The following is a 22,537-nucleotide window of genomic DNA, read 5'->3' on the forward strand; positions in this document are numbered from 1 at the left end:
CGACGATGTCGAACCATCCTCGCTCCTGGCGCGCGCGCCCTACTGCGATGGTCATAGGACAATTTTCTCCAGAAAAAGACAACCAACCAAAAATGCAGTGCAGCACCGCCCCCAGCATTTCTGAGCGGCACCGCCCTTCTATCTTACGAAAAATTAATAAATTGCAACACTTCTCAGGATGAGGCTCTGCCCCAGCTTGGCCGGCACAGGGATCCCTTGTGTTTTAGGATGGGAAGGGTTTTGCCGGGATCCGCTTGCCTCAGCAGGACGAGGGTCATCGCAACACGGAGGGCATTGTGGTGCAAGCCAGGATTTTGTTTGCAGCGGCGGAGGCTGCCCCCATTGCCAAGGTGGGGGGTATGGCGGATGTGGTGGGATCCCTGCCCGTCGTTTTGCGCAAGCTGGGGCAGGATGTGCGCATCATCATGCCCCTGTACGGGTTTCTCTGGGACAAGTTCGGCCCGGAACCGGGGCAATACCCCCGCTCCAAGGATCCCATCTGGTCTAAACAGGTCATGGGGCAGGTGGCCGATATTTACGAAAGCGTTTTGCCCGGCACCGATGTGCCCCTCTACTTGGTCAGCCACTATTGTTTTGCTCCCCACCGCATCTACTACGGCGAGGACGAGTTCTGGCGCTTTACTTTTTTTGCCAACGCCGTGGCTGAATTTGCCTGGACCTACTACCCTTGGAAACCCAACATCATCCACTGCCACGACTGGCACACCGGCATGATCCCGGCCTGGATGCACCAGGCTCCCGATATCGGCACCGTCTTTACCATCCACAACCTGGCCTATCAGGGGCCTTGGCGTTGGCAACTGGAACGCATGACCTGGCTGCCCTGGTATTTTTCCGCCCACAACACCATGGCTGCCGGGATCCTCTACGCCGACCAAGTGAATACGGTTTCGCCCACCTACGCCATGGAGATCCGCACCAGCCTCCATGGAGAGGGCCTCCAGGATCTGCTGGCCTGGAAAGGGGAGCGCCTGCGGGGGATCCTGAACGGCATCGACACCGAGAAGTTCGATCCCCGCACCGATCCCGCTCTCGAGGCCAACTTCAGCATCGACGACCTCAGCGGCCGGGCGGTGAACAAGGCGGCGCTCCAGTCTCGCTTGGGTTTGACCGTTAACCCCGACGTGTTCTTGATGGGCATGGTAGCGCGTTTGGTGGAACAAAAGGGGATCGATCTGCTTATCCAAACCCTGGATCGCTTTTTGGCCTATAGCGATTCACAATTTGTCTTGCTGGGCAGCGGGGAAGCCTACTACGAGGGGCGGATCCGGGAGATGGCCGAGCGGCACCCGGGCAGAATGGCCTATCAACAGGGTTACCAGCCGCAACTGGCTCAGTTGATCTATGGAGGAGCAGACGTCTTTTTGATGCCCAGCCGCTTTGAGCCCTGTGGCATCAGCCAGATGATCGCCATGCGCTACGGCTGTGTGCCCATTGCCCGCCGCACGGGAGGGCTGGTGGATACGGTCAGCCATCACATTCCCAGCAAGGGGATCGGTACGGGCTACTGCTTTGATCGCTACGAAGCCCTGGACTTCTACACCTGCTTGGCGCGGGCTTGGGAGGCCTTTCAGCACAAAGACACTTGGCAGGCGCTGCAAAAGCGGGGCATGGCCACCGACTTCAGTTGGCAGCGCTCGGCGCTGGAATACCTGCGCCTGTACGAGCTGATTATGAACTTGCCGCTGAGGCCGGAAAAGACCTCCTCTGAGAATCAGCCCGCCCCCACTTAGCTCTACTCCGTCCAAACAGCCAGCCTCCCAGCAACTTCTGGCTGAGGGGATCCCTGAGCTGCGGCGGAGGCACCCAGAGTGAGATAAAGTAGAACGGGTTAACGAGGTTTTGAGGACTGCCTGCCAATGTTCGGACGACGTCCCGCTGTTATTGGCCAAGGTCGGCGCCAAGACGCCACTGTCCAAGGGCTCAACTTTCTGCGCCGTTCTTGGGCGCGGTTGGCTTTCGGCTTGTTGCTTGGCCTTGTCCTGGGCGTCGGCTCGACTCTCTGGGCCACGGCTCAAGAGCTGCCCCCTGGCCAGCAGCTCATTCCCAACCCGCAGCAGTTTCGGGCCCTAGAACAGCCCAACAATGCCCTCAGCGTGTTGCGGGCTGAACAACTGGCCGCCGAAGCCGATGCCGCCATCCAAGCGCAAAACTACGACCGGGCCATCGAGCTGCTGCAACAGGTGTTCAACGCCTACAACCAGCGCTCCAACTACCACCAAGATCTCTCCCGGGCTTTTGCCGGGATCCAAAACCGCATCTCCGAAGAGCAGCGGGAGCTGGCCCGGGTTGCCGCCCAGGCCCGAGATGAGGCTGCCTACGATCTGGCCGTGGTCTATCGGGCTGCCGGGCGCCCCGAGGAGGCCGTAGCCTGGCTGATTCAGGTCATCAAGAGCCAGACCCCAACCCGGGAGCTAGGCACCCAGGCCTACCAGCAGCTTCTGGAGATCGGCTTCGTCAGCACCCCCTTCCCCTAGCGCTCCTCTCCCAGATGCCGGTAGAAAGCCAGCGCTGTTTGCCCGTAGGCCCGCTGGTCAAAGCGCAGCAGGGATCCCACCTGGTCGGGCAGCTCGTGGCTGCTGCGGTGCTCGACGATCAAAGTTCCGCCTGGCTTGAGGAGGGGCGGGATCAGCGGCAGCAGGGGGGCATACAGACCCGCCTCGTAGGGGGGAGCAAAGTAGACGTAATCAAAGGGATCCAAACCCAAGCCTCGGCTGAGCAGCTTGCGGGCATCTCCCTGGATGACCTGGAAAGATTGCCCCGGCTGCGCCACCTTGGCCCAGTTGGCTCGGATGATGCGACAGGCAGGGGCGGCGATCTCGATCCCGGCCACAAAGGCCGCCCCATGGCACAGGGCCTCTGCCCCCACTGTGCCGGCTCCACAGCAGAGATCCAGCCAGCGACAGCCCTCCACCTGCCCCCGCAAGATGTTGAACAGGGCCTGCCTCACCCGCCCAGGGGTGGGTCGAGTGCCCAGGCCGGCAGGGGTCTGCAGCGCTCGTTTGCCGCTGATACGCAGGCCCATTAGTGTTAGGGGGAGGGAGTCGGTGTAGGCAACTGGCCGGTTAACCCGCTGCGCTGGGCGGCACGATCCCGTTCCATCTGGATCTGCTCCACCAAAGCTTCAGGCAACTGGGCAGCAGCCTGCAGGGCTTGGTCGAAAAGGGGAACTGCCTCCCGGTCTTGGCCCTTGGCAACCAAAATTTGCGCCTTGAGGTAGTAGAGCTCAGGGTTGTTGCAGGAAGCAGCAATGGCCCGCTCCACCGCCTCCAGCGCCTCGTCAAAGCGTTTCATATCCCGATAGGCCAGGGCTTGGCCGCGGTAGGACAAATAGTCAGGCGCTGCCAGGCGAAATTGATTCAACGCTTTCTCCCGATAGGTCAGCAGCAAATCCATATAGCCGTTGAGGAGATTCAGCTCTGGGTCGCTGCTGTCCACGGCCTGGGCGGCCCGGATGGACGCAAACAATTGATTGAGGGTGGGCAATGCCTTGGGCAGCCCGATCACCACCCCCTCCCGCACCACAGTGTTGGCCGCCTCCAGCCCATAGCCCACGCCCTCATACAGGTTGCCGCGCAAGGGATCCGTCTTTTTCAGCTCGGCAGCCACTTGTCGGGTTTGGGTGGCCAACTGGGCAAAAGCATCCAGATCCCCCTCCTGGTAGGCCAGCGCCCCCAACAGGGCATAGACCATTGGCTCGTCGGGGGAAGCTTTCTTGGCTATTTCCAGCTTCTCTCGGCTCTGGGTGTAGCGGCCTGCGCAGAAAAACTCCTCAAACGCCGCAGCCACCTCAGGGCTGATGGGGCGGGCATTGGCCCCGCTGCGAAAAGGATCCTGCGCCCAAACCGGCAAGGCGGATCCCCACACCCAACACAGGATCCCTGCGAGCTTGGCCCCTCTGCCGAACTTGTCGCTTCTCATCCCCTGGCCTCAGCACCCACTACGAACTTTTAGCGAATCGACGCGTCCTTGACCTGCTCTTCAGCGCAGCATTTGCGCAATCGCAGCAATGGCTGCGTCCTGAACCAACTCATTGGTCTCGTGGGCCAGGAGAGCGTGCAAGGGATCCAGGGCGCGCGGATCCCCGATTTGGCCGAGGGCGCGGGCTGCCGCCTCCCGCACCGCCGGTTCGCCGTCAGAAAGCTTGGTCAGCAAAGCCGGCACCGCCTCAACTGCACGCATTTGACCCAACTGATAGATGGTTTGCAGTTGGGCCTCAAGAGGGGTTGTCGCAGCTGTAGGAACAGAGCCGTACACAGAGATGCCAGGAGAGTAGCCGTAGGAGCCCCGGCCCGCCATGGCGATGGCCGAAAGGGCCTGCAACGCCTCTAGGGCATGATACCGCTCTGCCTCGTTCATATGCGGCAATTGGGCCACCAGGTTGTCAAAGGCTTGCTGTACAGGGTCAGCAGCCGCAGCCTGTTGGACAATGCGAGCAAGGTTTTGGTCGGCCCGCATCTGTTGCCAAGACTGGAGCATCGCCAAGCCGGCAACCACCAAAGCAGCATCGGCCAAAACAGCCAGCAGTGCCATCCCGCCCCAAATCTTGCTGCGACGGCTGAGCTTTCGCATCTGCTTATCCAGGTAGACGAAAGCCTGGTGCTGCCGCTCCCAAAAGTCAGGGGCCACCTGCAGAGTTTGGGCGCTCAGATCAGGAGACAGAAGGTTTTCCTCGCGGGCCACCTCCAAGCTTTGCAGCCTCTGGTTTAGGCGAGAAAAGTGTTTCGTCCAGAGCCAAGTAAACATCAGATCCCATCCTCTCTCCGAGCCTGCCAATGGAGCCAAATCTCCCTGACACAGCAATCTAGGGACTCGTGCTTGCATCCGTTAAGCGACAGGATAACAAAAGCCTCGGCCCCCCACCACCCGCTCTCGAGCGAAAAAGCGCAGCGCGGAAGCAAGCCATGGCTGCGGTGAAGCGCTCGGTGGTGACCCCCCCATAGACAGCCGCCCGCACCTTAGGCAGGCGGGAGCATAATCCGCTCCGAAAGACCTAGGAACACCGGGTACTGAGCACAGCCGAGCACCGTTCAGCGCTGCATCGAGATCGTCATCCTTCTCTAAGCGATCTTTCTGGCAACGAAGCAATTTTCGGCCCGGCGGCATTTCCCGCCGGAGCAGCATCGCGTTTGCGCCAGCAGACTGTGGGCCCTACGCAATTGGCTGGACGGACAAAACAACCTGTCTTGTCCACTTCCAGTTCCCCAAACAGAGGATTCCCAGGGGCAACCGAATCCTGGCAGATTCCTTACAATCTACGCTCAGATCAGCTCGCTTACCGGGAAGCGATCCAGCAGTTTTTGGGCTTCGCGAGCGTTTTCCCGCAACTCGGCTGGCAGATGGGGTATGTAGGGAATCTGGGAGAGCAAATCCAGCGTGCGGCGAATCAGGCGCACAATATCCCCAGCATCCAGGTTGGTGCTGGCCTCTAGCTGTTCCCAAGGGATCCCTTGCGCCCAGTGTTCCACGATCCCGGCCAAGCCAGGCTCAAACCCAATCGGCACGTGAAACACCTGGTGTTGCCGCTGGCTGCGGAACAGTTGCCGCCGCAAGCCTCGTAAGCCATGCAGCACATCCTCGACTAGCCCGGAAGTACGCAGCCGGCTGTAGGTACCCGAACGGGGAGGCTCGGCCACCAGGGCAGCGATCACCCCAGCGAAGTGATGGGGAGCACAGCCTAGACATTCGCCAGAGAGCAGAGCTAGACCCAGCCAGAGCTCGTTATCCCCTCGCAGAGCAGCCACCACCTCCCCACTAACTGTTGGCTGATACCCTTGCAGACAGTCGAACTCCTGCAGCACGCCCACCAGGGCCATAAATTGCTGCCAGCGCAACTCCTGCACAGACTCACTCTGGCGCTCCAAGTGCTGGAGGCGCTTGAGCAGACGCTGGCGCTTTTCCTGTAAACCTAGCAGCTTTTTCCCGACCCTATGGGCAGGGTTGACGCGGATGCGGGCTTCTAGGGCGCGGATTTTCTCCTCTTGGGCTTGGATGTGGGGAAAGGCCAATAGGCGCAGGGTGGGATCCGGCTCGGCTTCTCGCTGTTTGAGCAGGTAGCGCAAGATGCGCCGCTCTTCCCGCCGTTGCGCCTGCATTTTCTCGTAGCGGGCGATATCTTCGTCGGAAATCCCCTCCAGGAGGCGGTCAATTTCCTCCAGCTCGGCGCGAGTGCGCTGGAGCTCCTGTTGTTCGGGCAACCTTTGCAGCGAGAGCAAATACTGGCCAAAGCTGCGGTTAATGAGATCCCGGGCCGCCTCCAGAGAGTGCTTCTGCAGCAAGTTCAGCACCATGCCATAGGTGGGGGTAAACTGGCTCACCAGGGGATCCGCTCCTGCCGTGGCCAGCCGCGCTGCCTCCTGCGCCCCCTCAAAGGGAGATTGCAAGGTCACCACATGCCCAATCACATCTTTGCCCCGTCGTCCGGCCCGGCCCGACATTTGCATAAACTCAGAGGCAGTCAGGAGGCGATGGCCGTCGTCGGTGCGCTTGGAGAGGGAGGAAATCACGGTCGTGCGGGCGGGCATGTTGATCCCGGCGGCCAAGGTCTCGGTGGCGAAGACCAGCTTCACCAACCCCTGCTGAAAGAGGTGCTCCACCAGGCCCTTCCAGGCGGGCAACATGCCGGCATGGTGGGCGGCAATCCCCCGGTAGAGGGCATCCAGTTGATCCCGACGCACGGCTTCCGGCGTTTCCCGGCAAAAGCGGTCGATCTGCTCGGCCAACTGCTGCCGTTCTGCCTCGCTGGCGATCAAGTCCAAGTTCCCCACGCTGGCCACCGCCAGGTCGCAGCCTTTGCGGCTGAAGATGAAATAGATGGCCGGCAACATGTCCCGCTGGCGCAGGTTTTCCACCACCTGCACCATATCCGGCACCCCCCCATAGGAGGACTGGCCGGACTTGGGGAGTTTGCTTTTTAGGCGGCGATTGCAAACCCACTGGCCCGACTCCGTTTGTTCCAGCAGGGGGAACAGCCCTTTGCGATTGGCAAAGTGAAATTGCAGCGGCACCGGGCGATGGCTGGAGTCGATCAGTCGCGTGGGGCCATGCACCTGGTTCATCCAGTCGGTGAGCTGGTCGCTGTTGGCCAGCGTGGCCGAGAGGGCAACAAGCTGGATGTGGGCAGGGCAGTAGATGATCGCCTCTTCCCAGACGGTGCCTCGCTGCTGGTCGTTCATGTAGTGGCATTCGTCCAGGATCACCGCCTGCACGTCTTGCAAGGGATCCCGGCTCAGGGCCTCCGCCTCCTCCCAAGGTTCCATCCCATCGCCAGAGGCTCCTCTCTGAACGGCCAGAGAGAGCGGCGTGCCATAGAGCATGTTGCGGAAGATCTCGGTGGTCATCACCAAGATCGGCGCCTCCCGGTTGATGGAGATGTCGCCGGTGAGCAGGCCAACCTGTTCTGGGCCGAATTGCTGGCCAAAATCCCGGAACTTTTGGTTGGAGAGGGCCTTCAGGGGCGTTGTATAGAAAACCCGCTTGCCCTGGGATAGGGCCCGATAGATGGCATACTCTCCGATCAGGGTCTTGCCGGATCCCGTGGGAGCACAGACCACCACCGATTCCCCAGCAGCCAGAACCTGAATGGCTCGGATCTGAAAGTCGTCCAGCTCGAAGGGGAAAAGCTGCCGCAACTCGTCCAGCAAATCGGTTGCCGGGGAGAGAAGCGCACTCATGGGATCCAAATCAACATTGGGAAACCTGGAAACCCGCCCAATTCACTGCTTCCTGTGGGTTGTACCTTCTAGGATACAAGCTTTCTTGGGGCGTCGACTGCTCCCCTGCAAAAAGCGCCAGTTACTCTGCTTCTTTGGATCAAGAACAGCAGCTCAAGCAAGTGCTAAAATGGGGTGCCGTTGCCGGATGCTATCGTGCTGGTCGTCATCGACAACTACGACAGCTTTACCTACAACTTGGTGCAGTACCTGGGGGAGTTGGGAGCTCAGCTTCAGGTTTTTCGCAATGACCAGCTCTCCGTTGACGACCTGCGCCGAATGCAGCCGCAAGCTGTAGTTATCTCTCCTGGGCCAGGGCGGCCGGAAGATGCCGGGATCTCCCTGGAGTTGATTCGGGAGCTGGGGCCAGAGCTGCCGATTTTGGGGGTTTGTCTGGGGCACCAGTGCATTGGCCAGGTCTATGGTGGTCAGATCGTGCGCGCACCTGAGCTGATGCATGGCAAAACCTCGCTCATTTACCATCGAGGGGTGGGGGTGTTTGAGGGGTTGAGCCAGCCTTTCACGGCCACCCGCTACCACAGCTTGGTGATCGAGCCTTCTACGTGTCCTGATGAGCTGGAGGTGACGGCTCAAACAGGCGATGGGATCATCATGGGGGTACGCCACCGCCGCTATCCCCACGTTCAGGGCGTGCAGTTCCACCCGGAGAGCATCTTGACTGCAGAGGGCAAGCGCTTGTTGAGCAACTTCCTGCGCAGCGCCAAAGCCTCAACTGCTGCTCAGCCCAATGTTTCGCAGAAACCTCAGGAAACCGTTGCCGTTGTTACATCAGGGATCCCCACTCCATGAAGCGTCGCCAGCTTCTGCAAGCCAGCGCTGGGCTGCTGGGATCGATGGCCGTGAACCTGGCCAGAGGGCGCAAAGCGGGCGCTCAGACAGCGCCGGCACAAGGTTCGGAAACGCCAACAACCCCAGGGTCTATAGAGTTCACTCCCGGCTCCAGCTCGCAGGGGCTGCAACTGACTTGGCTGCACCACAGTTGTGTTTTGTTCGAGGGGGAGGGCCGACGGTTTCTGGTCAACCCGTTTCGGCCGGCGGGCTGTACGGCTGGCTATCCTGCCCCACGAGTTGCTGCCGATCTGGTGTTGCTCAGCAGCCGCTTGTTGGATGAAGGGGCTTTGGATGTGGTGCCCGGCAACCCCAAGGTGCTGTTTCAGCCGGGAGACTATCTGATTGACGGGATCCGGGTGCAAGGAGTACGCATGCCCCGTGGCCCTCGCTTTGGCGTAAACGTGGGTTGGCGCTGGCGCATGGCTGGGATCGACATTGTCCATTTGGGAGGGGCGCTGCAGCCAATTACGCGGGAGCAGTCCATCCTGCTTGCTCGTCCCGACCTGTTGCTGGTGCCAGTGGGGGGTGGGCCGAAAAATTACGATCCTGCTGGGGCCAAGGCGGCCATTGAAGCGCTGCAGCCGAAGTTGGTCATCCCCACCATGTATCGCACCGTCGCCGCCGCCGACTCCCAATGCGATCTGGTGCCGCTGCAGGAGTTTTTGCGTCTCTTCCCCGCTGCTGCCCCGCAACCTGCCCTCAGCAACCCGTTGCTGCTCTCGGCCCAGGCTCTGCCCAGGCAGGGGCTCGCCATCCTTTTCTTTGAGGAATAGGGCTATGCGAGGTCAGGTCCTAAAAATCGCTGTCGGACTGGGATCCCTGCTAGTGGGGGGTCTGGGATTCTATGGATACTCCCTACCAGAAGATCCACAAGCCTTGGCCCAAGCCAACCCGCTGCGGCTGCAACTGGCTCTCTGGCTGGGGAAAGACGCCAACGCTGTCGATGAGCGGGGCAAGACAGCCCTGTTTTTCGTGGAGAGCGGCCTCAACGCCCGTCTTTTGCTGGCAGCGGGGGCGGATCCCAACCGGTTGGATCGCGGCGGGGCCAGCCCCCTGCACCAGGCTGCCCGCCTGGGCAACGCTGAGGTCACCCAAGCCTTGCTGGAGGGAGGGGCTGACGTCAACGCCTGCTTCGGGGCCGGCGGCTTGGCCCTGCATTTTGCCGCTTGGTCGGGCAACCCTGAAGTGGTGCGGCTGCTGCTGGAACATGGCTCTGAGATCGACGAGCCGGACGGCTACGGCCTCACCCCTTTGCAAATTGCCCAGGACATGCGCCGCTGGGAAGCGGCGATTCTGCTTTCCCAATGGCCCCGCCCCAACCATAAGGACAATCCCTGAGCCAGCCCTACCACCCCAGCACCCAGGCGAAGATCAAAGGCGCCACGATGGTGGCATCCGACTCGATGACGAACTTGGGCGTGTCGACCCCTAACTTGCCCCAGGTGATCTTCTCGTTGGGCACCGCCCCCGAGTAGGAGCCGTAGCTGGTGGTGGAGTCGCTGATCTGGCAGAAATAGCCCCACAGAGGGATCCCCTTGCGGCCCAGGTCTTGGTGCAGCATGGGCACTACGCAGATGGGAAAATCCCCGGCAATGCCGCCGCCAATTTGGAAGAAGCCGATGGAGCACTCTGCCGAGGTGCGCGTGTACCAGTCCGCCAGGTGGATCATGTACTCGATGCCCGTGCGGACGGTATGGACATGGCGGATCTCGCCGCTGATGCAGTGGGCAGCGTACATGTTGCCGGTGGTGGAGTCCTCCCAGCCCGGTACGTAGATGGGCAAGTCGGCCTCCATGGCCGCATAGACCCAAGAATCCCGCGGATTGATCTGGTAGTAGGGCTCCAGCCGGCCGCTGCGCAGGATGCGGTAGATGAACTCGTGCGGGAAGTAGCGCTCCCCCGCCTGATCGGCAGCCGTCCACTCTTCCAGCAGAGCTTTTTCCAGGCGCCGCATCGCCTCTTCTTCGGGAATGCAGGTATCGGTTACCCGGTTCAGGTGCCGCTCCAGCAGCTCCTGCTCCTGCTGCGGGCTGAGATCGCGGTAGTGGGGCACCCGCTCGTAGAAGTCGTGGGCGATGAGGTTAAAGATGTCTTCCTCCAGGTTGGCGCCGGTGCAGGAGATGGCGTGCACCTTGTTCTGCCGAATCATCTCGGCCAGAGAAAGGCCCAGCTCTGCCGTGCTCATGGCGCCGGCCAGGGTCACCATCATCTTGCCGCCTTTCTCCAGGTGAGCAGCGTAGCCCTTGGCGGCATCCACCAGGGCGGCGGCGTTGAAGTGGCGAAAGTGATGCTTAAGAAATTGGCTGATAGGACCTTTGGCCACTGCTTCTGCGGTTATCATGGTTGGGTTTCTAAGCAAGGCGGGTTCGCCTTCCCAAGGCACAGACTCCGTATCATAGCCAAACCTAAGAGCGCTGGCAAGCTTTTAGGGATCCCTTCAACCTTTTGTTTTGGACATTGCCGGCATGGCCATTGCTCTAGAGTACGTTCGCGAGATCTACTATCGGCCGCTGCTGCAGTTGGTGTACGAGGCGCAAACGGTGCATCGGCAGCACCATCCGCCTGGCCGGGTTCAACTCTGCGCCCTGGTCAACATCAAGTCGGGCCGCTGCCCGGAAGACTGCGCCTATTGCCCCCAAAGCGCCCGCTACTCGACAGGGATCGAGACCTACCCCTTGATCTCGCTGGAGTCGCTGCGTCAGCAGGCCATGGCCGCCCAAAGGGCCGGCGCCACCCGGCTGTGTATGGGCGCTGCCTGGCGGTCGGCCCCGGCAGGGGAGGCGTTTGAGCGGGTGTTGGAGATGGTGCGCCTGGTGCGCAAGCTGGGGATGGAAGCCTGTGTCACCCTGGGGATGGTGTCGGCTGCCCAGGCGCAGCAATTGGCGGCGGCGGGTCTGACGGCCTACAACCACAATCTGGACACCTCGCCGGCGTTCTACCCCCGCATCATCACGACGCGCACCTATCGGGATCGCCTGGAGACACTGGCCCATGTGGCGGCAGCCGGCCTGCAGATCTGCTGTGGCGGCATTGTCGGCCTTGGGGAAAGCGACGAAGACCGCATCGGCCTGCTGCACGTTCTGGCCAACCTGACGCCGCCCCCCACTTCAGTGCCCATCAACGCTTTGGTTCCCGTGGCCGGCACGCCCCTAGGCCAGCTTCCCCCGCCCGATCCGCTGCTGCTGGTGCGCACCATCGCCACGGCCCGCCTGCTGCTGCCCACCGCCCAGATCCGGCTCTCGGCAGGGCGAAAAAACCTGTCCGAGAGCGAGCAGGCGTTGTGCTTCTTGGCGGGGGCCAACTCCATCTTCACCGGGGAAAGGTTGCTGACCACGCCCAATCCGGGCCAGGCTGCCGATGCGGCTTTGCTCGAGAAGCTGGGCCTGCAACCTCTGTAGAGGCATCTCCCCTTGCCCTTTCGGGATCCCTGCTTGTAACAATCTTTGCAGAAAATCGAACCCTCTTAACCCTGTCGGCAGCCATGCCAGAATGGTGGCGACAGTGTTCTTCAGGGTTGTCACGTCGGGTTCATGTCTCCTGTCAGCACTGCCGAGCCCCTTGCCGAAGTCCAATCCCCTGAGGCGGCTGCTGCTTCTCCTCCCCAGCCCTTGCCGGGGGAGACTGGGGAGCCGTCAAGGGGGGGGTTCTTTTGGGGATCCCTGCGGCGCTGGTGGTCTCGCTGGAAACAAAAGCTGCGCCTGGAGACCCAGTTGCTCTTTGTGGCCACGCTGGTGGTCTCGCTGGTGGTGAGCAGCTTCACCTTCTGGGCCGTCAGCACCGTGCAGCAGGATGCGCGCTTTAACGAAGCCCGCTTTGGCCGGGATCTGGGGCTGCTGTTGGCGGCCAATGTCGCCCCCCTGATCGCAGAAGATCGCATTGGCCAAGTGGCCCAGCTGTCGCGGCAATATTTTGAGAGCACCAGCAGCATTCGCTATTTGCTCTATGCCGACCCGGAGGGGAACATCTACTACGGGATCCCGTTTTCCAACCAGGAGGTGAAAACCTCCCTCAGCCTTACCCGTCGCATCCAACTGCCGGACAACCGCCCGCCTGCCGAGGGTCAGCCGCTGGTGCGCGCCCACCTCACCCCTGCCGGGCGGGTGACGGACATTTTTGTCGGCATCTATCATCAGGGCCGCTTTTTGGGCACCCTCGGCCTTGGCATCAACCCCAACCCCGCCCTCGTGCGCTCGACGCAACTGGCGCGGGAGGTCGCGATTGGAGTGTTCTTGGCGGTGTGGGTTCTGGCCATCCTGGGAGCCGTGGTCAACGCCCTCACCATTACTTACCCCATCAAAGCACTGGTCAAGGGCGTCCAGGAGATCACCAAGGGCAACTTCAAGCAGCGCATCGACCTGCCCTTTGGGGGAGAGCTGGCCCAGCTCATCGACAGCTTTAACGAGATGGCGGAGCGGCTGCAGAGCTACGAGGAGCAGAACATCGAAGAACTGGCCGCCGCCAAGGCCAAGCTGGAGACTTTGGTTTTCTCCATCGTCGATGCCGCCATTTTGCTGGACGCTGAGTTTCGCGTACTCTTGCTCAACCCGGCGGCTTCCCGCATGTTCGGCTGGGAGGGCGAGCCTGTTTTGGGCAAGCCCTTGCCGGAGCTGTTGCCCGAGGATCTGCGGCAGCAGTTGGCCCGCCCCCTGATGCAAATTGCCCGCGGGGATCAAGAGGCAGAGGAAATTCGCGTCAACCTCAGCGGCCCCACCAAGCGCGTCATCCGCATCCTGCTGTCGCCGGTGTCGGATCCGCGGCGGCAAAACCTCAAGGGGATCGTGATGACGGTGCAGGACATCACCCGCGAGGTGGAGCTCAACGAGGCCAAGGCCCAGTTCATCAGCAACATCAGCCACGAGCTGCGCACCCCACTCTTTAGCATCAAGTCCTTCATCGAGACCCTCTACGAGTACGGCGAGCAGATGTCGCCAGAGGAGCGGCTGGACTATCTGGAAATTGCCAACCGCGAAACCGATCGCCTCACCCGCCTGGTCAACGATGTGTTGGATTTGTCCCGTCTGGAGTCGGGGAAACAGTACCACTTCGAGGCTGTCGATATTGCAGCGGTGATCGAGCAAACCCTGCGCACCCACCACCTGCAAGCCCGCGACAAAGGGATCCAGTTGCGCAAGTTCGTCGATCCGGATCTGCCCCTGGTGTGGGGCAACTACGATCTGCTGCTGCAAGTGATGACCAATCTCTTGGGCAATGCCCTCAAGTTCACGCCCTCGGGAGGGCTGGTGACGGTGCATGCCCACCCGGTCGTGCAGGCGGATGGATCCCCGCAGGCGGTGCGGGTGGCGGTGGCCGATACGGGCATCGGCATTGCCCCGGAGGATCAGGAGCGGATCTTCGACCGCTTTTTCCGGGTGGAGAACCGCGTCCACACCCTGGAGGGCACCGGCCTGGGCCTGGCCATCGTGCGCAACATCCTGGAGAAACACCACACCCGCATCTGCCTGGAAAGCAAGCTGGAACAGGGATCCACCTTCTGGTTCGACCTGCACCTCTACACCGAAAACGGGCCGCTGGAGTTTGCCGCCCAGCCAGGCGAAACGGATCCCCCCAGTTGCCGCTGGCGGGAGGACTCCCGTCACACCCATCAATCTTGAGGAGCAGAAATGGACAGCCTACCGGCAATTTTTTGGGATTGGGCCTCAGCGCTGCCTGCGGCTTTCGCATTTTTGTGCCGCTGTTGGTGATGAACCTGGCAGCTCGCTCCGGGCATCTGCCGTTGGCTCCCGATCTGCAGTGGATTGGGTCGGAAGAGGCGCTGTCGGTTTTTGCGGTGGCTACCTTTTTCGAGGTTGCTGCCTACTGTGTACCCTGGGTGGATAACCTGCTGGACGTGGTGGCAACGCCGGTGGCGGTAGCGGCCGGGATCCTGGTGATGTCGGCGGCAAGGGATCCCTCTACACTGGAGAAGGTTTTGAGTTGTGAGGGGTTGCTGCCATGCCGCCTCGCTGGCCCCGGAAGCCCTCCCGTCGGGATCCTGAGTTTCGCAAGCTGGATGACCGCTACACCTACGCGGCGCATCTGGCTGTTTTTCTCTGCAGCGCGTCGGGGCTGGTGTTTTTCCAGCAGCTGTATCGGGCGGATTGGCCGTGGCTGCTGCCGCTGTTGGGCGGGTGGGGCCTAGGCCTGGGGATCCACAGCTTCTGGATCTTTTTTGTGGCCCGCTATCCTGCCGATCCGGGTTTGGTGGAGCTCCCCCCCGAAGCCAACGAAGACTCTGCAGAAGCCGGCTAGCGGCCTCCTTCAAGGGGAGCCAGAAGAGAAGAGGCGCTGTCGTCGTTGCCGCTGCAGCAGCAGGGGGGAAAGGTCGCTCTCGTCGTAGATATCCCCCACCAGCTCTTCCAAAATGTCCTCCAGCGTAATGAGGCCGGTGGTGCCGCCAAACTCATCCACCACGATCCCCAGGTGTTGGCGGGAGCGCAGCATCTCTTTGAGCAGCAGGCTGACGCGCTTGGTCTCGGGCACAAAAAAAGGCGGGGACATGGCCTTGGTCACCTCGGCATTGCCCTTTTGCTCCAGGTAGCGCAGGGCCTGCTTGAGGTGGATGACGCCGACGATCTCGTCCTTGGATTCCCCCTGCACGGGGATGCGGGAGTAGCCCGTCTCCAGGCAGAGCTTCACCACATCCTGCAGCGTTTTGTCGTGGGAAATGGTCTCCATTTTTACCCTTGGCTTGGCCACATCCCCAGCCTGGAGCAAATCCAACGCCAGCGCCCCGCGAAACAGGCGCCGTTTTTGCCAATCCAGTAGCCCTCGCTGCCCCAGCACATCGATCAACAGCTCCAAATCCTTGAGGGAAGCGGTGGCTGTCAGCGGCGAGAGCTCCAACAGGTTGAACAGTCTGCTGACAACCCACTCAGAGGCAGCGGTAAAAGGGCGCAGCAGCACCGAGAGGACATGGACAGGCCGCACCACCCAGCGGAACACTGCCAGCGGATGGCTCACCGCCAAAGACTTGGGCGCCACTTCCCCCACCAGGAGCACCAGGATCGTGGTGGGCACGGTGGCGGCCAAAGCTCCAAACTGGGATCCCAGCAGCTCAATAGAGATGGTGGTGGCCAGGGCGGCAATGCCGATGTTGACAAAGTTGTTCACCAACAACAGGGTGGTGATCATCCGTGAGCGCTGTTGTTGAGCCAGTCGATAGAGGCCTTGCGGATCCCCTTGTTCTTCGATCAGGGACTCCAAGCGCAGGTTGTCCATAGCCGTGATGGCGGTTTCCGCTCCGGAGCAGGCCCCTGAGAGGAGAAGCAGAAAAGCCAGGAGGAGGACATTACCCATAGTGCTCGCGGCTACCCAGAGCCGGATACGAGTGATTTGGGCCGAGGGGGAGCAGGGCAGGCCAGTATCTCTTCGTCAACAGGATTCCTACCTTAGCGGTTCTGGCCAAGCGCATCGCCCCCCCAAGGCTCAACACCTCAGAATTGAATTGGCCCCATCTCGCAAGCTTGAGAAAATCTTCAGGGTTCAGATAACTTCAGATAATATCGAAATGGGCTGCCCCGGATCGCTCCAAAAGCTGCCGGTACAGCCTCACAATTTTGTCTTCCACCTCAGCTTGGCTCAGGTGATCCGTGTCGATCAGAATGGCATCGGGGGCAGGCCGCAAGGGAGAGATAAGCCGCTCGCTGTCGCGGCGATCCCGCTGCTCGATCTGAGCTTTTAACTCTTCGAGGGACACCACTTGTCCTTGGGCTTGCAGTTGGTGTTGCCGGCGCTGGGCCCGCTCCCCCACCGAGGCGGTCAAAAAGACTTTCAGCTCGGCATCAGGAAAAACATGGGTGCCGATATCTCGCCCCTCCAGGACGGCCCCCCCATCCCGTCCAATGAGGCGTTGCCGCTTCACCAGCTCCTGCCGTACCCCCGGCACTGCCGCCACCTGAGAAACCCAGCGGGTCACCTCTGGGGAACGAATGGCCTGGGTAACTTCCTCACCGTCGGCCCAGATGCGGGTGGGTTCGTCGGCCGAGGGGCCACTTTGTAGGGTTAGTTGGGTTTGGGCAGCCAGTTGGGTCAGTTGCTCGGCGTCGTCCAACGGGATCCCCCGCTGCAGCGCCAGCCAGGTGATGGCCCGGTACATCGCCCCCGTATCCAGGTACAAGAGCTGCAGTTGAGCGGCCACTGCCCGCGCTACGCTGGACTTCCCGGCCCCTGCCGGGCCGTCGATGGCAATCAGCGGGCGACGCCCCCTTTTCGGGGAAGGAGGCACTGCACTCTGCTGTTCTTGGGGCAAGGGATCCACCCCTTCCGGGGAAAGGAGCAGGTTGTCGATGAGGCGAGTTTGCCCTACATAGGCGGCGATGGCCAGTAGCCCCTTATCTTTCACCTCCGATAGGGGCTGGAGGGTTTGCGGATCCACCAATTCCAGATATTGCACGCGCAGCTCGGGGGTGCGCTCCAGCTCAGCACGGGCGGCGGCCAGGATCCCTTCGGCGGAGGGATCCCCGGCTTGCCAGTGGTCGTAACCTCGGCGCAGGGCGCGGTACAGGCTGGCGGCCACCTGCCGCTCCACTGCCGAAAGGTAGCGGTTGCGGGAGCTGTAGGCAAGGCCGTCGGCTTCTCGCACGGTGGGGCAAGGGACAATGGTGGTGGGAATTTGCAGATCTTGAACCAGCCGCTGGATAATTGCCAGTTGCTGGGCATCCTTTTGGCCAAAATAGGCCCGCTGCGGCTGCACCAGGTTTAGCAGTTGCAGCACAATGGTGGCCACGCCGCGAAAATGCCCCGGTCGGTGGGGGGCGCAGAGGGTCTGCAAAAGGGACTCAGGAGGCATGACCCAGGTGCGATCGCCGGCAGTGGCCGGGTCGGCCCCCATCTCCTGCGGGTCGGGGGCAAACACCACATCCACGCCCGCGGCTTCACACAGAGCCCGATCCCCTTCCTCGTCGCGGGGGTAGCGATCCCAGTCTTCGTTGGGGCCAAATTGGAGGGGGTTGACAAAGATGCTGACCACCGTGTGGTCACACTCTTGGCGGCAGCGGCGAATTAGGCTGAGATGTCCTTCGTGCAGGGATCCCATCGTTGGCACCAGGCCTATGGTAGATCCCCGCCAGCTCGCTACCTGCTCCCGCAAAGCCGCCACCGTGCGCAGCCACTGCATCGCCATGCCACCTCACCTGCTGAGCCACTCTCTTGCCGACGGTTTGGTGCCAGCTTTTTCCTCCCTGGCTTTCACAGACCCATCTTATTGCCGCGCTGATACTGTCTGTAGGCGGCCACAAACAGGCCTGCCAAGGTAACCAGCACCATCCCCAAAACGATCCCCAGCAAAATTGGCTCGATCACAACCTAGGCCTCCTACTTCAAACCTAGATCATGATAAGCCAAGCCCAAACTCTTCCTCACCTTGCCCGGGGGGATCCCTGCCAAAAGTCAAAACAACGAAGGTACAGGGGACGCCCCCAATTGCCTCGGTGGAGGGTCAAGTCTCCACGGCTATGGCTTGCTCTTTGATCGCTTTGATCGCTTCGTTGAACCTGCAACTGTCCCGCCCGAACTTGCCGAAAGATGTTTCCCAACCACAACTGCTCTCCCGCTTTGAAGGAGTGTCTGGCTGGGCTGGAAGAGCAACTGCGCCCTCTGGCGGACAAGGCCGTTCCCCTGTTGGTGGCAGACTCGGATCCGCTGCAAGTGTGGGCTGCCGTTTTGGCCTGCCAACACCTGGGGATCCCCCTCTTCTTGGCCAATCCCCACTGGGGAGGACGAGAGTGGGGGCAGGCTCTGGCCAGCCTGGGATCCGCTTGGCGCTGGCGGCGAGGGCAGTTGCAGGAGGGTTCTGCCTCCTCCCACCCCCCTCTGCAGCATTGGCAACAGATCCTACCCAGCGCCGATTGGCCAGTAATCGGGATCCCTACCGGTGGCTCCGGCGGCCAGGTGAAATGGGCAGTGCACTCCTGGCGTACCCTCAGCGCCTCTGCCAGAGCCCACCAGCAGCACTTCAGCGTGGATTGCGTCCATAGCTATTGTGTCCTGCCCCTGTACCACGTCAGCGGCCTGATGCAAGCTGTTCGTTCCTGGCTGAGCGGCGGCCAGTGGATTGTCTGGGATTGGAAACGACAGCAGCAGGCCGAGGCCTGGGATCCGCCTTTGCCGGGCAGCTTTCTGTCGCTGGTGCCCACCCAGTTGCAGCGGCTGTTGCTCAACGCCCAGCCGGGAGTCTTGGAGAGCCTGCGCCAGTTTCGAGCCATTCTGGTTGGCGGCGGCCCCACCTGGCCCAGTTTGCGGCAACAGGCCCGGCAACTGCACCTGCCCTTGGCCCTCACCTATGGCATGACCGAAAGCGCCTCCCAGGTGTGTACGCTCCTGCCGGAAGCCTTTTTGCAGGGGAGCGATAGCCTGGGGCGGCCCCTGCCCCACGCCACCCTGGAGATCCGCGGCGAAGCAGGGGATCCCTTGCCCGCCCAGACGGCGGGCCACATCCACGTGTGGGCGGAATCCCTGGCGCTGGGCTACTACCCTTTGGCGAGGGAGGCTGATGGCCTGGGCAAGTGGCAACAGCGGGGCTTCACCCCTGGAGATTGGGGCTATCTGGACTCAGACGGCTATCTCTACTGGCTGGGCCGCGCCGACGACCTGATCCTGACCGGCGGGGAAAAGGTGATGGCGGCCGAGGTAGAAGGGGAGATCCGGGCCAGCGGCTGGGTGGAGGATGTGTGCGTGCTCGGCCTGCCCGACGGCGAGTGGGGCCAGCAGGTGGTGGCGGTGGCCGTGCCCAAGGCTGGGATCCCTGCCCTCCCCGTAGAGCTGGAGAGGCACCTAAAGCAACACCTGAGCCAACAACTGAGCCCCTTCAAGCACCCTAAGCAATGGCTATGGTGTGCCGGGATCCCGCGCAACGCCCAGGGCAAAGTCAGCCGCCAACAGCTGCGGCAGTGGGCGGCCCAGCAGTTGAGACTGGCAACGCCAGGCAGCTAGCCGGATCCCTCCCGGATGCCCAGACGGGCCAAGTCTCGCCAGATTTCAAAGGCCAACTCGCGGTTGTGTGGCTCTGTGGCCAAAGCTTTTCTCAAGTAAGCCTCTGCCTGCTGGTAGCGACCCTCGCAGATTAAATGATTGCCGAAGCGCTGATAGGCCAAAGCCAAGATGTGGATGGCTTCCTTGGAGTTGGGAAACCGCTTCAGCAGCGCCTCCGCCAGAGCCACTGCCGTGGGCAACTTACGCTCGCGCCAAGCCGCCTTGACGCGGGCAATCCCTGCCTCAAGGGATTCCCGAGCCGGTGGTTCTGCTGAGATGGAGCCTGACCCAGTGGTGCGTACAACCACGCGCCTTTCCCCCCTCACAGAACTGGGTGGAGAGTGTCGTTGGGCGTCGTAGCGCCGCCGCTCTTCAGGGTTGCTCAGCACTTGGTAGGCCTGGTAGATCTGCTCAAATCGTTCTCGGGATCCCTCTCCTGCCACATCGGGGTGAAACTGCCGCGCCAACCGGCGAAAGGCTCGCTTGATATCTTCGCTGTTCGCTTGGGGAGAGAGGTTCAGGATTGCATAGTAGTCCATGAGCGGCAGCAGAAGAGAGGGTGAGGGGCTGCTGAACCTGGGCGAAGAGTCAGCTCTGGCTCGGAGCTACGCCGATCATGCCATGCCAACCTGGGCTGAACCAAGGGATCCCCTCGGCGCTCATGCAATTTAGATCCAATCTAGTAGAGAATCATTCTCATGTTGAGGCATGGTGCTGCATTGACCATTCTGACTGAGCGCTAAGAGGCATCTCTTCGCACAGCTACCTCAGAGGCAGGGATCCAGTGCTAGACTTTGCCCAAGTTGTAAATTCCAGACTTTGCCTAACTCTACTCCTAACTGTTCTCAAAGTACTTTTAGCTGTCTCTAAGTCCTATTTCTGAGTGACTATGAGCGAAGCACTGCACCGCGCCCTTGCCAATGAAGACCCGCAAGGATTGCTGGCTTACTTGCAGCAAGGGGGAGATGTGAATGCTCCCGATTCGCAGGGGTTCACCCCGCTTCACAAAGCAGTACTCATCGGCAATCTGGAGCTGTTGGACTTGCTTTTGGCTTATGGCGCTTCCGTCGACTCGATGGATTCCACAGGGGCTACGCCGCTCCATTTGGCTGCTGCCAGCGGCCAGGTGGAAGTGGTGGAGCGGCTTCTCAAGGCAGGCAGCGATATCGATCTGCTAGATCGCTATGGATACACTCCTCTCCATCGGGCTGCCCTAACCGATCAGGCAGAAGTTATTGGTCTGCTGATCCAAAAAGGGGCAAAAACCTGTGGCGTTCTCCACTGGGCTACAGCTACGGGTAGGAAAAGCGTTCTCGCCCGCTTGCTCTCCAAGGGGGCACCGGTGGATGCCGTTGATGAGACGGGGCGAACTCCTCTGCACGAGGCGGCCACACAAGGACACTTGGGCATCGCTCGCTTTCTCATTTTGTACGGGGCCGATGTCAACGCGCGCAACCGCTTCGGGGCGACACCCATGCACTGGGCTGCCTGGGAAGGGCATATCCAGATCCTAGAGCTGCTGTTGGAAAATGGGGCCGAATTAAACCCCCGCAATCACGATGGACACACTCCCCTCGCCTATGCCCAGAAACGTCAGCACAGGCTAGCTGCCCAATGGCTGCAAGACCGAGGCGCAACCCTTTAGTTTGGCTTAAGGGATCCCTACTTCTTGGGAGACGGGAGATAGAGTTGGAAGGAATTCCACAGAAAAAGGAGAGAGGATGTTAGATTTCCCCTCTCCGATCTCTTCGTCGCGGTTAGCGTTAACGCCATCTAGATTCTAATCGATAACTCGCATCTGGTTCAATTCCTTTCTCCAGATTTTAATCTTCTTCCAACATCATTTTTTAGAGAACAAAACAAAGACGGAACAGCTAGCTTGTTCCGAAAACATCCGTTTATCTCCTTACTTTCTAGAGGATTGGTAGCCATTCCAAATAGCTCAAGATACTTCCCCAGCGCTTCACGCCGCTTTCGCTTGCTGGCCCGCCGACGCAAGCGCGATCACCCTCGACTGCTACCTCCTACTTCAACACGATGTTGGCGGAAAACCTCCCCCTCTCCCATTAATTGATATTTAGTCTCATTAACTTTGTGGAGAAAAAGGGATCCCTGCCAAGCGCAGGATGGCCAGTTCCGCCGGCGCGGGATCCCTGCTGCGTCCAAGACAAGAGAGGAAGACTGATGGATATGACTCCACCACTCAACCGGGTGACAGTATAGCACTATTGAGATTAAGTTGCAATATATTCCATGACACATCGGTTCCTCTTTGATAAAGACTTGCATCAAACCGAGTGAGTCTGGTAGAGTACCTAGCTAAAGTAGTTGGAAAAATTTGCAGCTAGGTCTTCGCAGGTTGCGGAGTGGTGAGCATGACATGGCAACAGGTTCAGGCGGGCGTGTGGTGTCGGCAGTTGGGGCAATTGGCGCCCCAGTGGTGGCTGGGGTGGAGTCCTGAGCAGGGCTTCCGGCTCTATCGCCAAGAGTCCCTACCTTCTCTCTCTGCTTTGCGGATTCGCTGCCAAGAGCGAGATGGCTGGCTGGATGTGTTTTTGGGAGAAGCGGAGCAACATCTCCAGCGGCGGCGCAGTCTCTTAGACGCAACGGCGCGGGTGGCTTTGCACTACTTGCCGGAAGAGCTGGTTCAGATTCGGTCTCTTCCACGTCCTCATGAGCGCATTCCTCTGGAGCTTTGGCAGCGGCTAACCCAGCAACGGAGTTGAGGTCTACCCAAGAATTCTTAAAAAACCATTAAAACCCTTACTGAGCTGCATTCAAAGTCACTTCACCCCGCGGGGATCCGAGGCGACCGGGAAGGCGGAAGTTCTCTTCCCTTCCAGCCTTTCTTGCTCTGGGGAGCGATAGCCCCTCTGCTCTTTTTCTCTCCGCCTGGCCAGGCTTAAGCTGGGAAGGGAAGTGCAGCGGCTGAAGCCATGACCGTTTCTGAGCACCAACCCAAGCCACGCTTTGAGCAGCAAGCC

20 protein-coding genes and 1 pseudogene are annotated in these 22,537 nt (G+C 60.8%); 12 read left to right on the forward strand and 9 right to left on the reverse strand.

Annotated elements, in window-relative coordinates; genetic code table 11:
• The first annotated feature begins 359 nt into the window (after positions 1 to 359).
• Entirely contained in the window at positions 360 to 1,754 is a 1,395-nt protein-coding gene (gene glgA, locus NW855_RS14030) for a glycogen synthase GlgA (RefSeq protein WP_049749844.1), read from the forward strand.
• Between the two features lie 126 nt (positions 1,755 to 1,880).
• Positions 1,881 to 2,498 (forward strand): hypothetical protein, encoded by a 618-nt coding sequence (locus tag NW855_RS14035; protein ID WP_011431432.1) that lies wholly within the window; start codon positions 1,881 to 1,883, stop codon positions 2,496 to 2,498.
• Here NW855_RS14035 and rsmD read toward each other — a convergent pair.
• The 4 genes from rsmD to NW855_RS14055 all read right to left on the reverse strand — a co-directional run bounded on the left by rsmD (position 2,495) and on the right by NW855_RS14055 (position 7,694).
• Positions 2,495 to 3,046 (reverse strand): 16S rRNA (guanine(966)-N(2))-methyltransferase RsmD, encoded by a 552-nt coding sequence (rsmD, locus tag NW855_RS14040; protein WP_011431433.1) that lies wholly within the window; start codon positions 3,044 to 3,046, stop codon positions 2,495 to 2,497. The genes NW855_RS14035 and rsmD overlap by 4 nt on opposite strands.
• A gap of 5 nt (positions 3,047 to 3,051) precedes the next feature.
• A complete protein-coding gene (locus NW855_RS14045) occupies positions 3,052 to 3,942 on the reverse strand; it encodes a Sll0314/Alr1548 family TPR repeat-containing protein (RefSeq protein WP_414508983.1) in 891 nt (296 codons plus the stop codon).
• A gap of 60 nt (positions 3,943 to 4,002) precedes the next feature.
• Positions 4,003 to 4,767, reverse strand: a complete 765-nt coding sequence (locus tag NW855_RS14050) for a HEAT repeat domain-containing protein (protein WP_228375357.1) — start codon at positions 4,765 to 4,767, stop codon at positions 4,003 to 4,005.
• A gap of 515 nt (positions 4,768 to 5,282) precedes the next feature.
• Positions 5,283 to 7,694 carry a DEAD/DEAH box helicase gene (locus NW855_RS14055; RefSeq protein WP_414402509.1) on the reverse strand — a complete coding sequence of 804 codons (2,412 nt, stop codon included), beginning with the start codon at positions 7,692 to 7,694 and terminating at the stop codon, positions 5,283 to 5,285.
• Positions 7,695 to 7,889: 195 nt separating this feature from the next.
• Here NW855_RS14055 and NW855_RS14060 point away from each other — a divergent pair, with 195 nt between their 5' ends.
• The 3 genes from NW855_RS14060 to NW855_RS14070 are packed head-to-tail and all read left to right on the forward strand — an operon-like array spanning position 7,890 to position 9,923.
• Positions 7,890 to 8,543 (forward strand): anthranilate synthase component II, encoded by a 654-nt coding sequence (locus NW855_RS14060; protein WP_011433980.1) that lies wholly within the window; start codon positions 7,890 to 7,892, stop codon positions 8,541 to 8,543.
• Complete coding sequence (locus NW855_RS14065) at positions 8,540 to 9,358, forward strand: MBL fold metallo-hydrolase (RefSeq protein ID WP_414402510.1); 819 nt, start codon at positions 8,540 to 8,542, stop codon at positions 9,356 to 9,358. The genes NW855_RS14060 and NW855_RS14065 overlap by 4 nt, the downstream gene beginning before the upstream one ends.
• Before the next feature lie 4 nt (positions 9,359 to 9,362).
• Positions 9,363 to 9,923, forward strand: a complete 561-nt coding sequence (locus NW855_RS14070; protein WP_414402511.1) for an ankyrin repeat domain-containing protein — start codon at positions 9,363 to 9,365, stop codon at positions 9,921 to 9,923.
• 7 nt (positions 9,924 to 9,930) lie between these two features.
• On the opposite strand, the gene NW855_RS14075 is transcribed toward NW855_RS14070, so the two are convergent.
• Entirely contained in the window at positions 9,931 to 10,908 is a 978-nt protein-coding gene (locus NW855_RS14075) for a deoxyhypusine synthase family protein (RefSeq protein WP_099834974.1), read from the reverse strand.
• A gap of 142 nt (positions 10,909 to 11,050) precedes the next feature.
• Between NW855_RS14075 and bioB the strand changes: the two genes are divergently transcribed.
• The 4 genes and pseudogenes from bioB (at position 11,051) to NW855_RS14095 (ending at position 14,834) form a co-directional block, all read left to right on the forward strand.
• On the forward strand, positions 11,051 to 11,983 hold the full coding sequence (bioB, locus tag NW855_RS14080; RefSeq protein ID WP_011431441.1) for a biotin synthase BioB: 933 nt from the start codon (positions 11,051 to 11,053) through the stop codon (positions 11,981 to 11,983).
• A 132-nt stretch (positions 11,984 to 12,115) separates the two neighbouring features.
• Positions 12,116 to 14,197 (forward strand): ATP-binding protein, encoded by a 2,082-nt coding sequence (locus NW855_RS14085; protein WP_414508984.1) that lies wholly within the window; start codon positions 12,116 to 12,118, stop codon positions 14,195 to 14,197.
• Between the two features lie 38 nt (positions 14,198 to 14,235).
• Positions 14,236 to 14,481: pseudogene (locus tag NW855_RS14090) on the forward strand (DUF4126 domain-containing protein); the annotation flags it as partial.
• Between the two features lie 56 nt (positions 14,482 to 14,537).
• Positions 14,538 to 14,834: a 2TM domain-containing protein gene (locus NW855_RS14095; RefSeq protein ID WP_099812735.1), complete on the forward strand. Its 297-nt coding sequence runs from the start codon at positions 14,538 to 14,540 to the stop codon at positions 14,832 to 14,834.
• Between the two features lie 9 nt (positions 14,835 to 14,843).
• On the opposite strand, the gene NW855_RS14100 is transcribed toward NW855_RS14095, so the two are convergent.
• The 3 genes from NW855_RS14100 to petG form a co-directional block, all read right to left on the reverse strand.
• On the reverse strand, positions 14,844 to 15,881 hold the full coding sequence (locus tag NW855_RS14100; protein WP_414402512.1) for a hemolysin family protein: 1,038 nt from the start codon (positions 15,879 to 15,881) through the stop codon (positions 14,844 to 14,846).
• Positions 15,882 to 16,077: 196 nt separating this feature from the next.
• Positions 16,078 to 17,700 carry a bifunctional pantoate--beta-alanine ligase/(d)CMP kinase gene (locus tag NW855_RS14105; protein ID WP_011431446.1) on the reverse strand — a complete coding sequence of 541 codons (1,623 nt, stop codon included), beginning with the start codon at positions 17,698 to 17,700 and terminating at the stop codon, positions 16,078 to 16,080.
• A gap of 71 nt (positions 17,701 to 17,771) precedes the next feature.
• The gene (gene petG / locus NW855_RS14110) at positions 17,772 to 17,885 is read right to left on the reverse strand and encodes a cytochrome b6-f complex subunit V (protein ID WP_011431447.1); all 114 of its coding nucleotides are present in this window, start codon (positions 17,883 to 17,885) and stop codon (positions 17,772 to 17,774) included.
• A 222-nt stretch (positions 17,886 to 18,107) separates the two neighbouring features.
• Between petG and NW855_RS14115 the strand changes: the two genes are divergently transcribed.
• A complete protein-coding gene (locus NW855_RS14115) occupies positions 18,108 to 19,514 on the forward strand; it encodes a 2-succinylbenzoate--CoA ligase (RefSeq protein ID WP_011431448.1) in 1,407 nt (468 codons plus the stop codon).
• Here the strand turns inward: NW855_RS14115 and NW855_RS14120 are convergent.
• Positions 19,511 to 20,092, reverse strand: coding sequence for a DnaJ domain-containing protein (locus NW855_RS14120; protein ID WP_011431449.1), 582 nt, complete (start codon positions 20,090 to 20,092; stop codon positions 19,511 to 19,513). The two genes, NW855_RS14115 and NW855_RS14120, sit on opposite strands and share 4 nt — an antisense overlap.
• 350 nt (positions 20,093 to 20,442) lie before the next feature.
• Between NW855_RS14120 and NW855_RS14125 the strand changes: the two genes are divergently transcribed.
• On the forward strand, positions 20,443 to 21,198 hold the full coding sequence (locus tag NW855_RS14125; RefSeq protein WP_099812733.1) for an ankyrin repeat domain-containing protein: 756 nt from the start codon (positions 20,443 to 20,445) through the stop codon (positions 21,196 to 21,198).
• 730 nt (positions 21,199 to 21,928) lie between these two features.
• The gene (locus NW855_RS14130; protein WP_011431451.1) at positions 21,929 to 22,279 is read left to right on the forward strand and encodes a hypothetical protein; all 351 of its coding nucleotides are present in this window, start codon (positions 21,929 to 21,931) and stop codon (positions 22,277 to 22,279) included.
• Positions 22,280 to 22,537 lie beyond the last annotated feature (258 nt).

This window comes from Synechococcus sp. RC10B2, from assembly GCF_047502635.1.

Coding starts and splice junctions, on each gene's coding strand:
- glgA (WP_049749844.1), top strand. CDS start 360: ATGGCGGATGTGGTGGGATCCCTGCCCGTCGTTTTGCGCAAGCTGGGG.
- NW855_RS14035 (WP_011431432.1), top strand. CDS start 1,881: ATGTTCGGACGACGTCCCGCTGTTATTGGCCAAGGTCGGCGCCAAGAC.
- rsmD (WP_011431433.1), bottom strand. CDS start 3,046: ATGGGCCTGCGTATCAGCGGCAAACGAGCGCTGCAGACCCCTGCCGGC.
- NW855_RS14045 (WP_414508983.1), bottom strand. CDS start 3,942: ATGAGAAGCGACAAGTTCGGCAGAGGGGCCAAGCTCGCAGGGATCCTG.
- NW855_RS14050 (WP_228375357.1), bottom strand. CDS start 4,767: ATGTTTACTTGGCTCTGGACGAAACACTTTTCTCGCCTAAACCAGAGG.
- NW855_RS14055 (WP_414402509.1), bottom strand. CDS start 7,694: ATGAGTGCGCTTCTCTCCCCGGCAACCGATTTGCTGGACGAGTTGCGG.
- NW855_RS14065 (WP_414402510.1), top strand. CDS start 8,540: ATGAAGCGTCGCCAGCTTCTGCAAGCCAGCGCTGGGCTGCTGGGATCG.
- NW855_RS14070 (WP_414402511.1), top strand. CDS start 9,363: ATGCGAGGTCAGGTCCTAAAAATCGCTGTCGGACTGGGATCCCTGCTA.
- bioB (WP_011431441.1), top strand. CDS start 11,051: ATGGCCATTGCTCTAGAGTACGTTCGCGAGATCTACTATCGGCCGCTG.
- NW855_RS14085 (WP_414508984.1), top strand. CDS start 12,116: ATGTCTCCTGTCAGCACTGCCGAGCCCCTTGCCGAAGTCCAATCCCCT.
- NW855_RS14095 (WP_099812735.1), top strand. CDS start 14,538: ATGCCGCCTCGCTGGCCCCGGAAGCCCTCCCGTCGGGATCCTGAGTTT.
- NW855_RS14100 (WP_414402512.1), bottom strand. CDS start 15,881: ATGGGTAATGTCCTCCTCCTGGCTTTTCTGCTTCTCCTCTCAGGGGCC.
- NW855_RS14105 (WP_011431446.1), bottom strand. CDS start 17,700: ATGCAGTGGCTGCGCACGGTGGCGGCTTTGCGGGAGCAGGTAGCGAGC.
- NW855_RS14115 (WP_011431448.1), top strand. CDS start 18,108: ATGTTTCCCAACCACAACTGCTCTCCCGCTTTGAAGGAGTGTCTGGCT.
- NW855_RS14120 (WP_011431449.1), bottom strand. CDS start 20,092: ATGGACTACTATGCAATCCTGAACCTCTCTCCCCAAGCGAACAGCGAA.
- NW855_RS14125 (WP_099812733.1), top strand. CDS start 20,443: ATGAGCGAAGCACTGCACCGCGCCCTTGCCAATGAAGACCCGCAAGGA.
- NW855_RS14130 (WP_011431451.1), top strand. CDS start 21,929: ATGACATGGCAACAGGTTCAGGCGGGCGTGTGGTGTCGGCAGTTGGGG.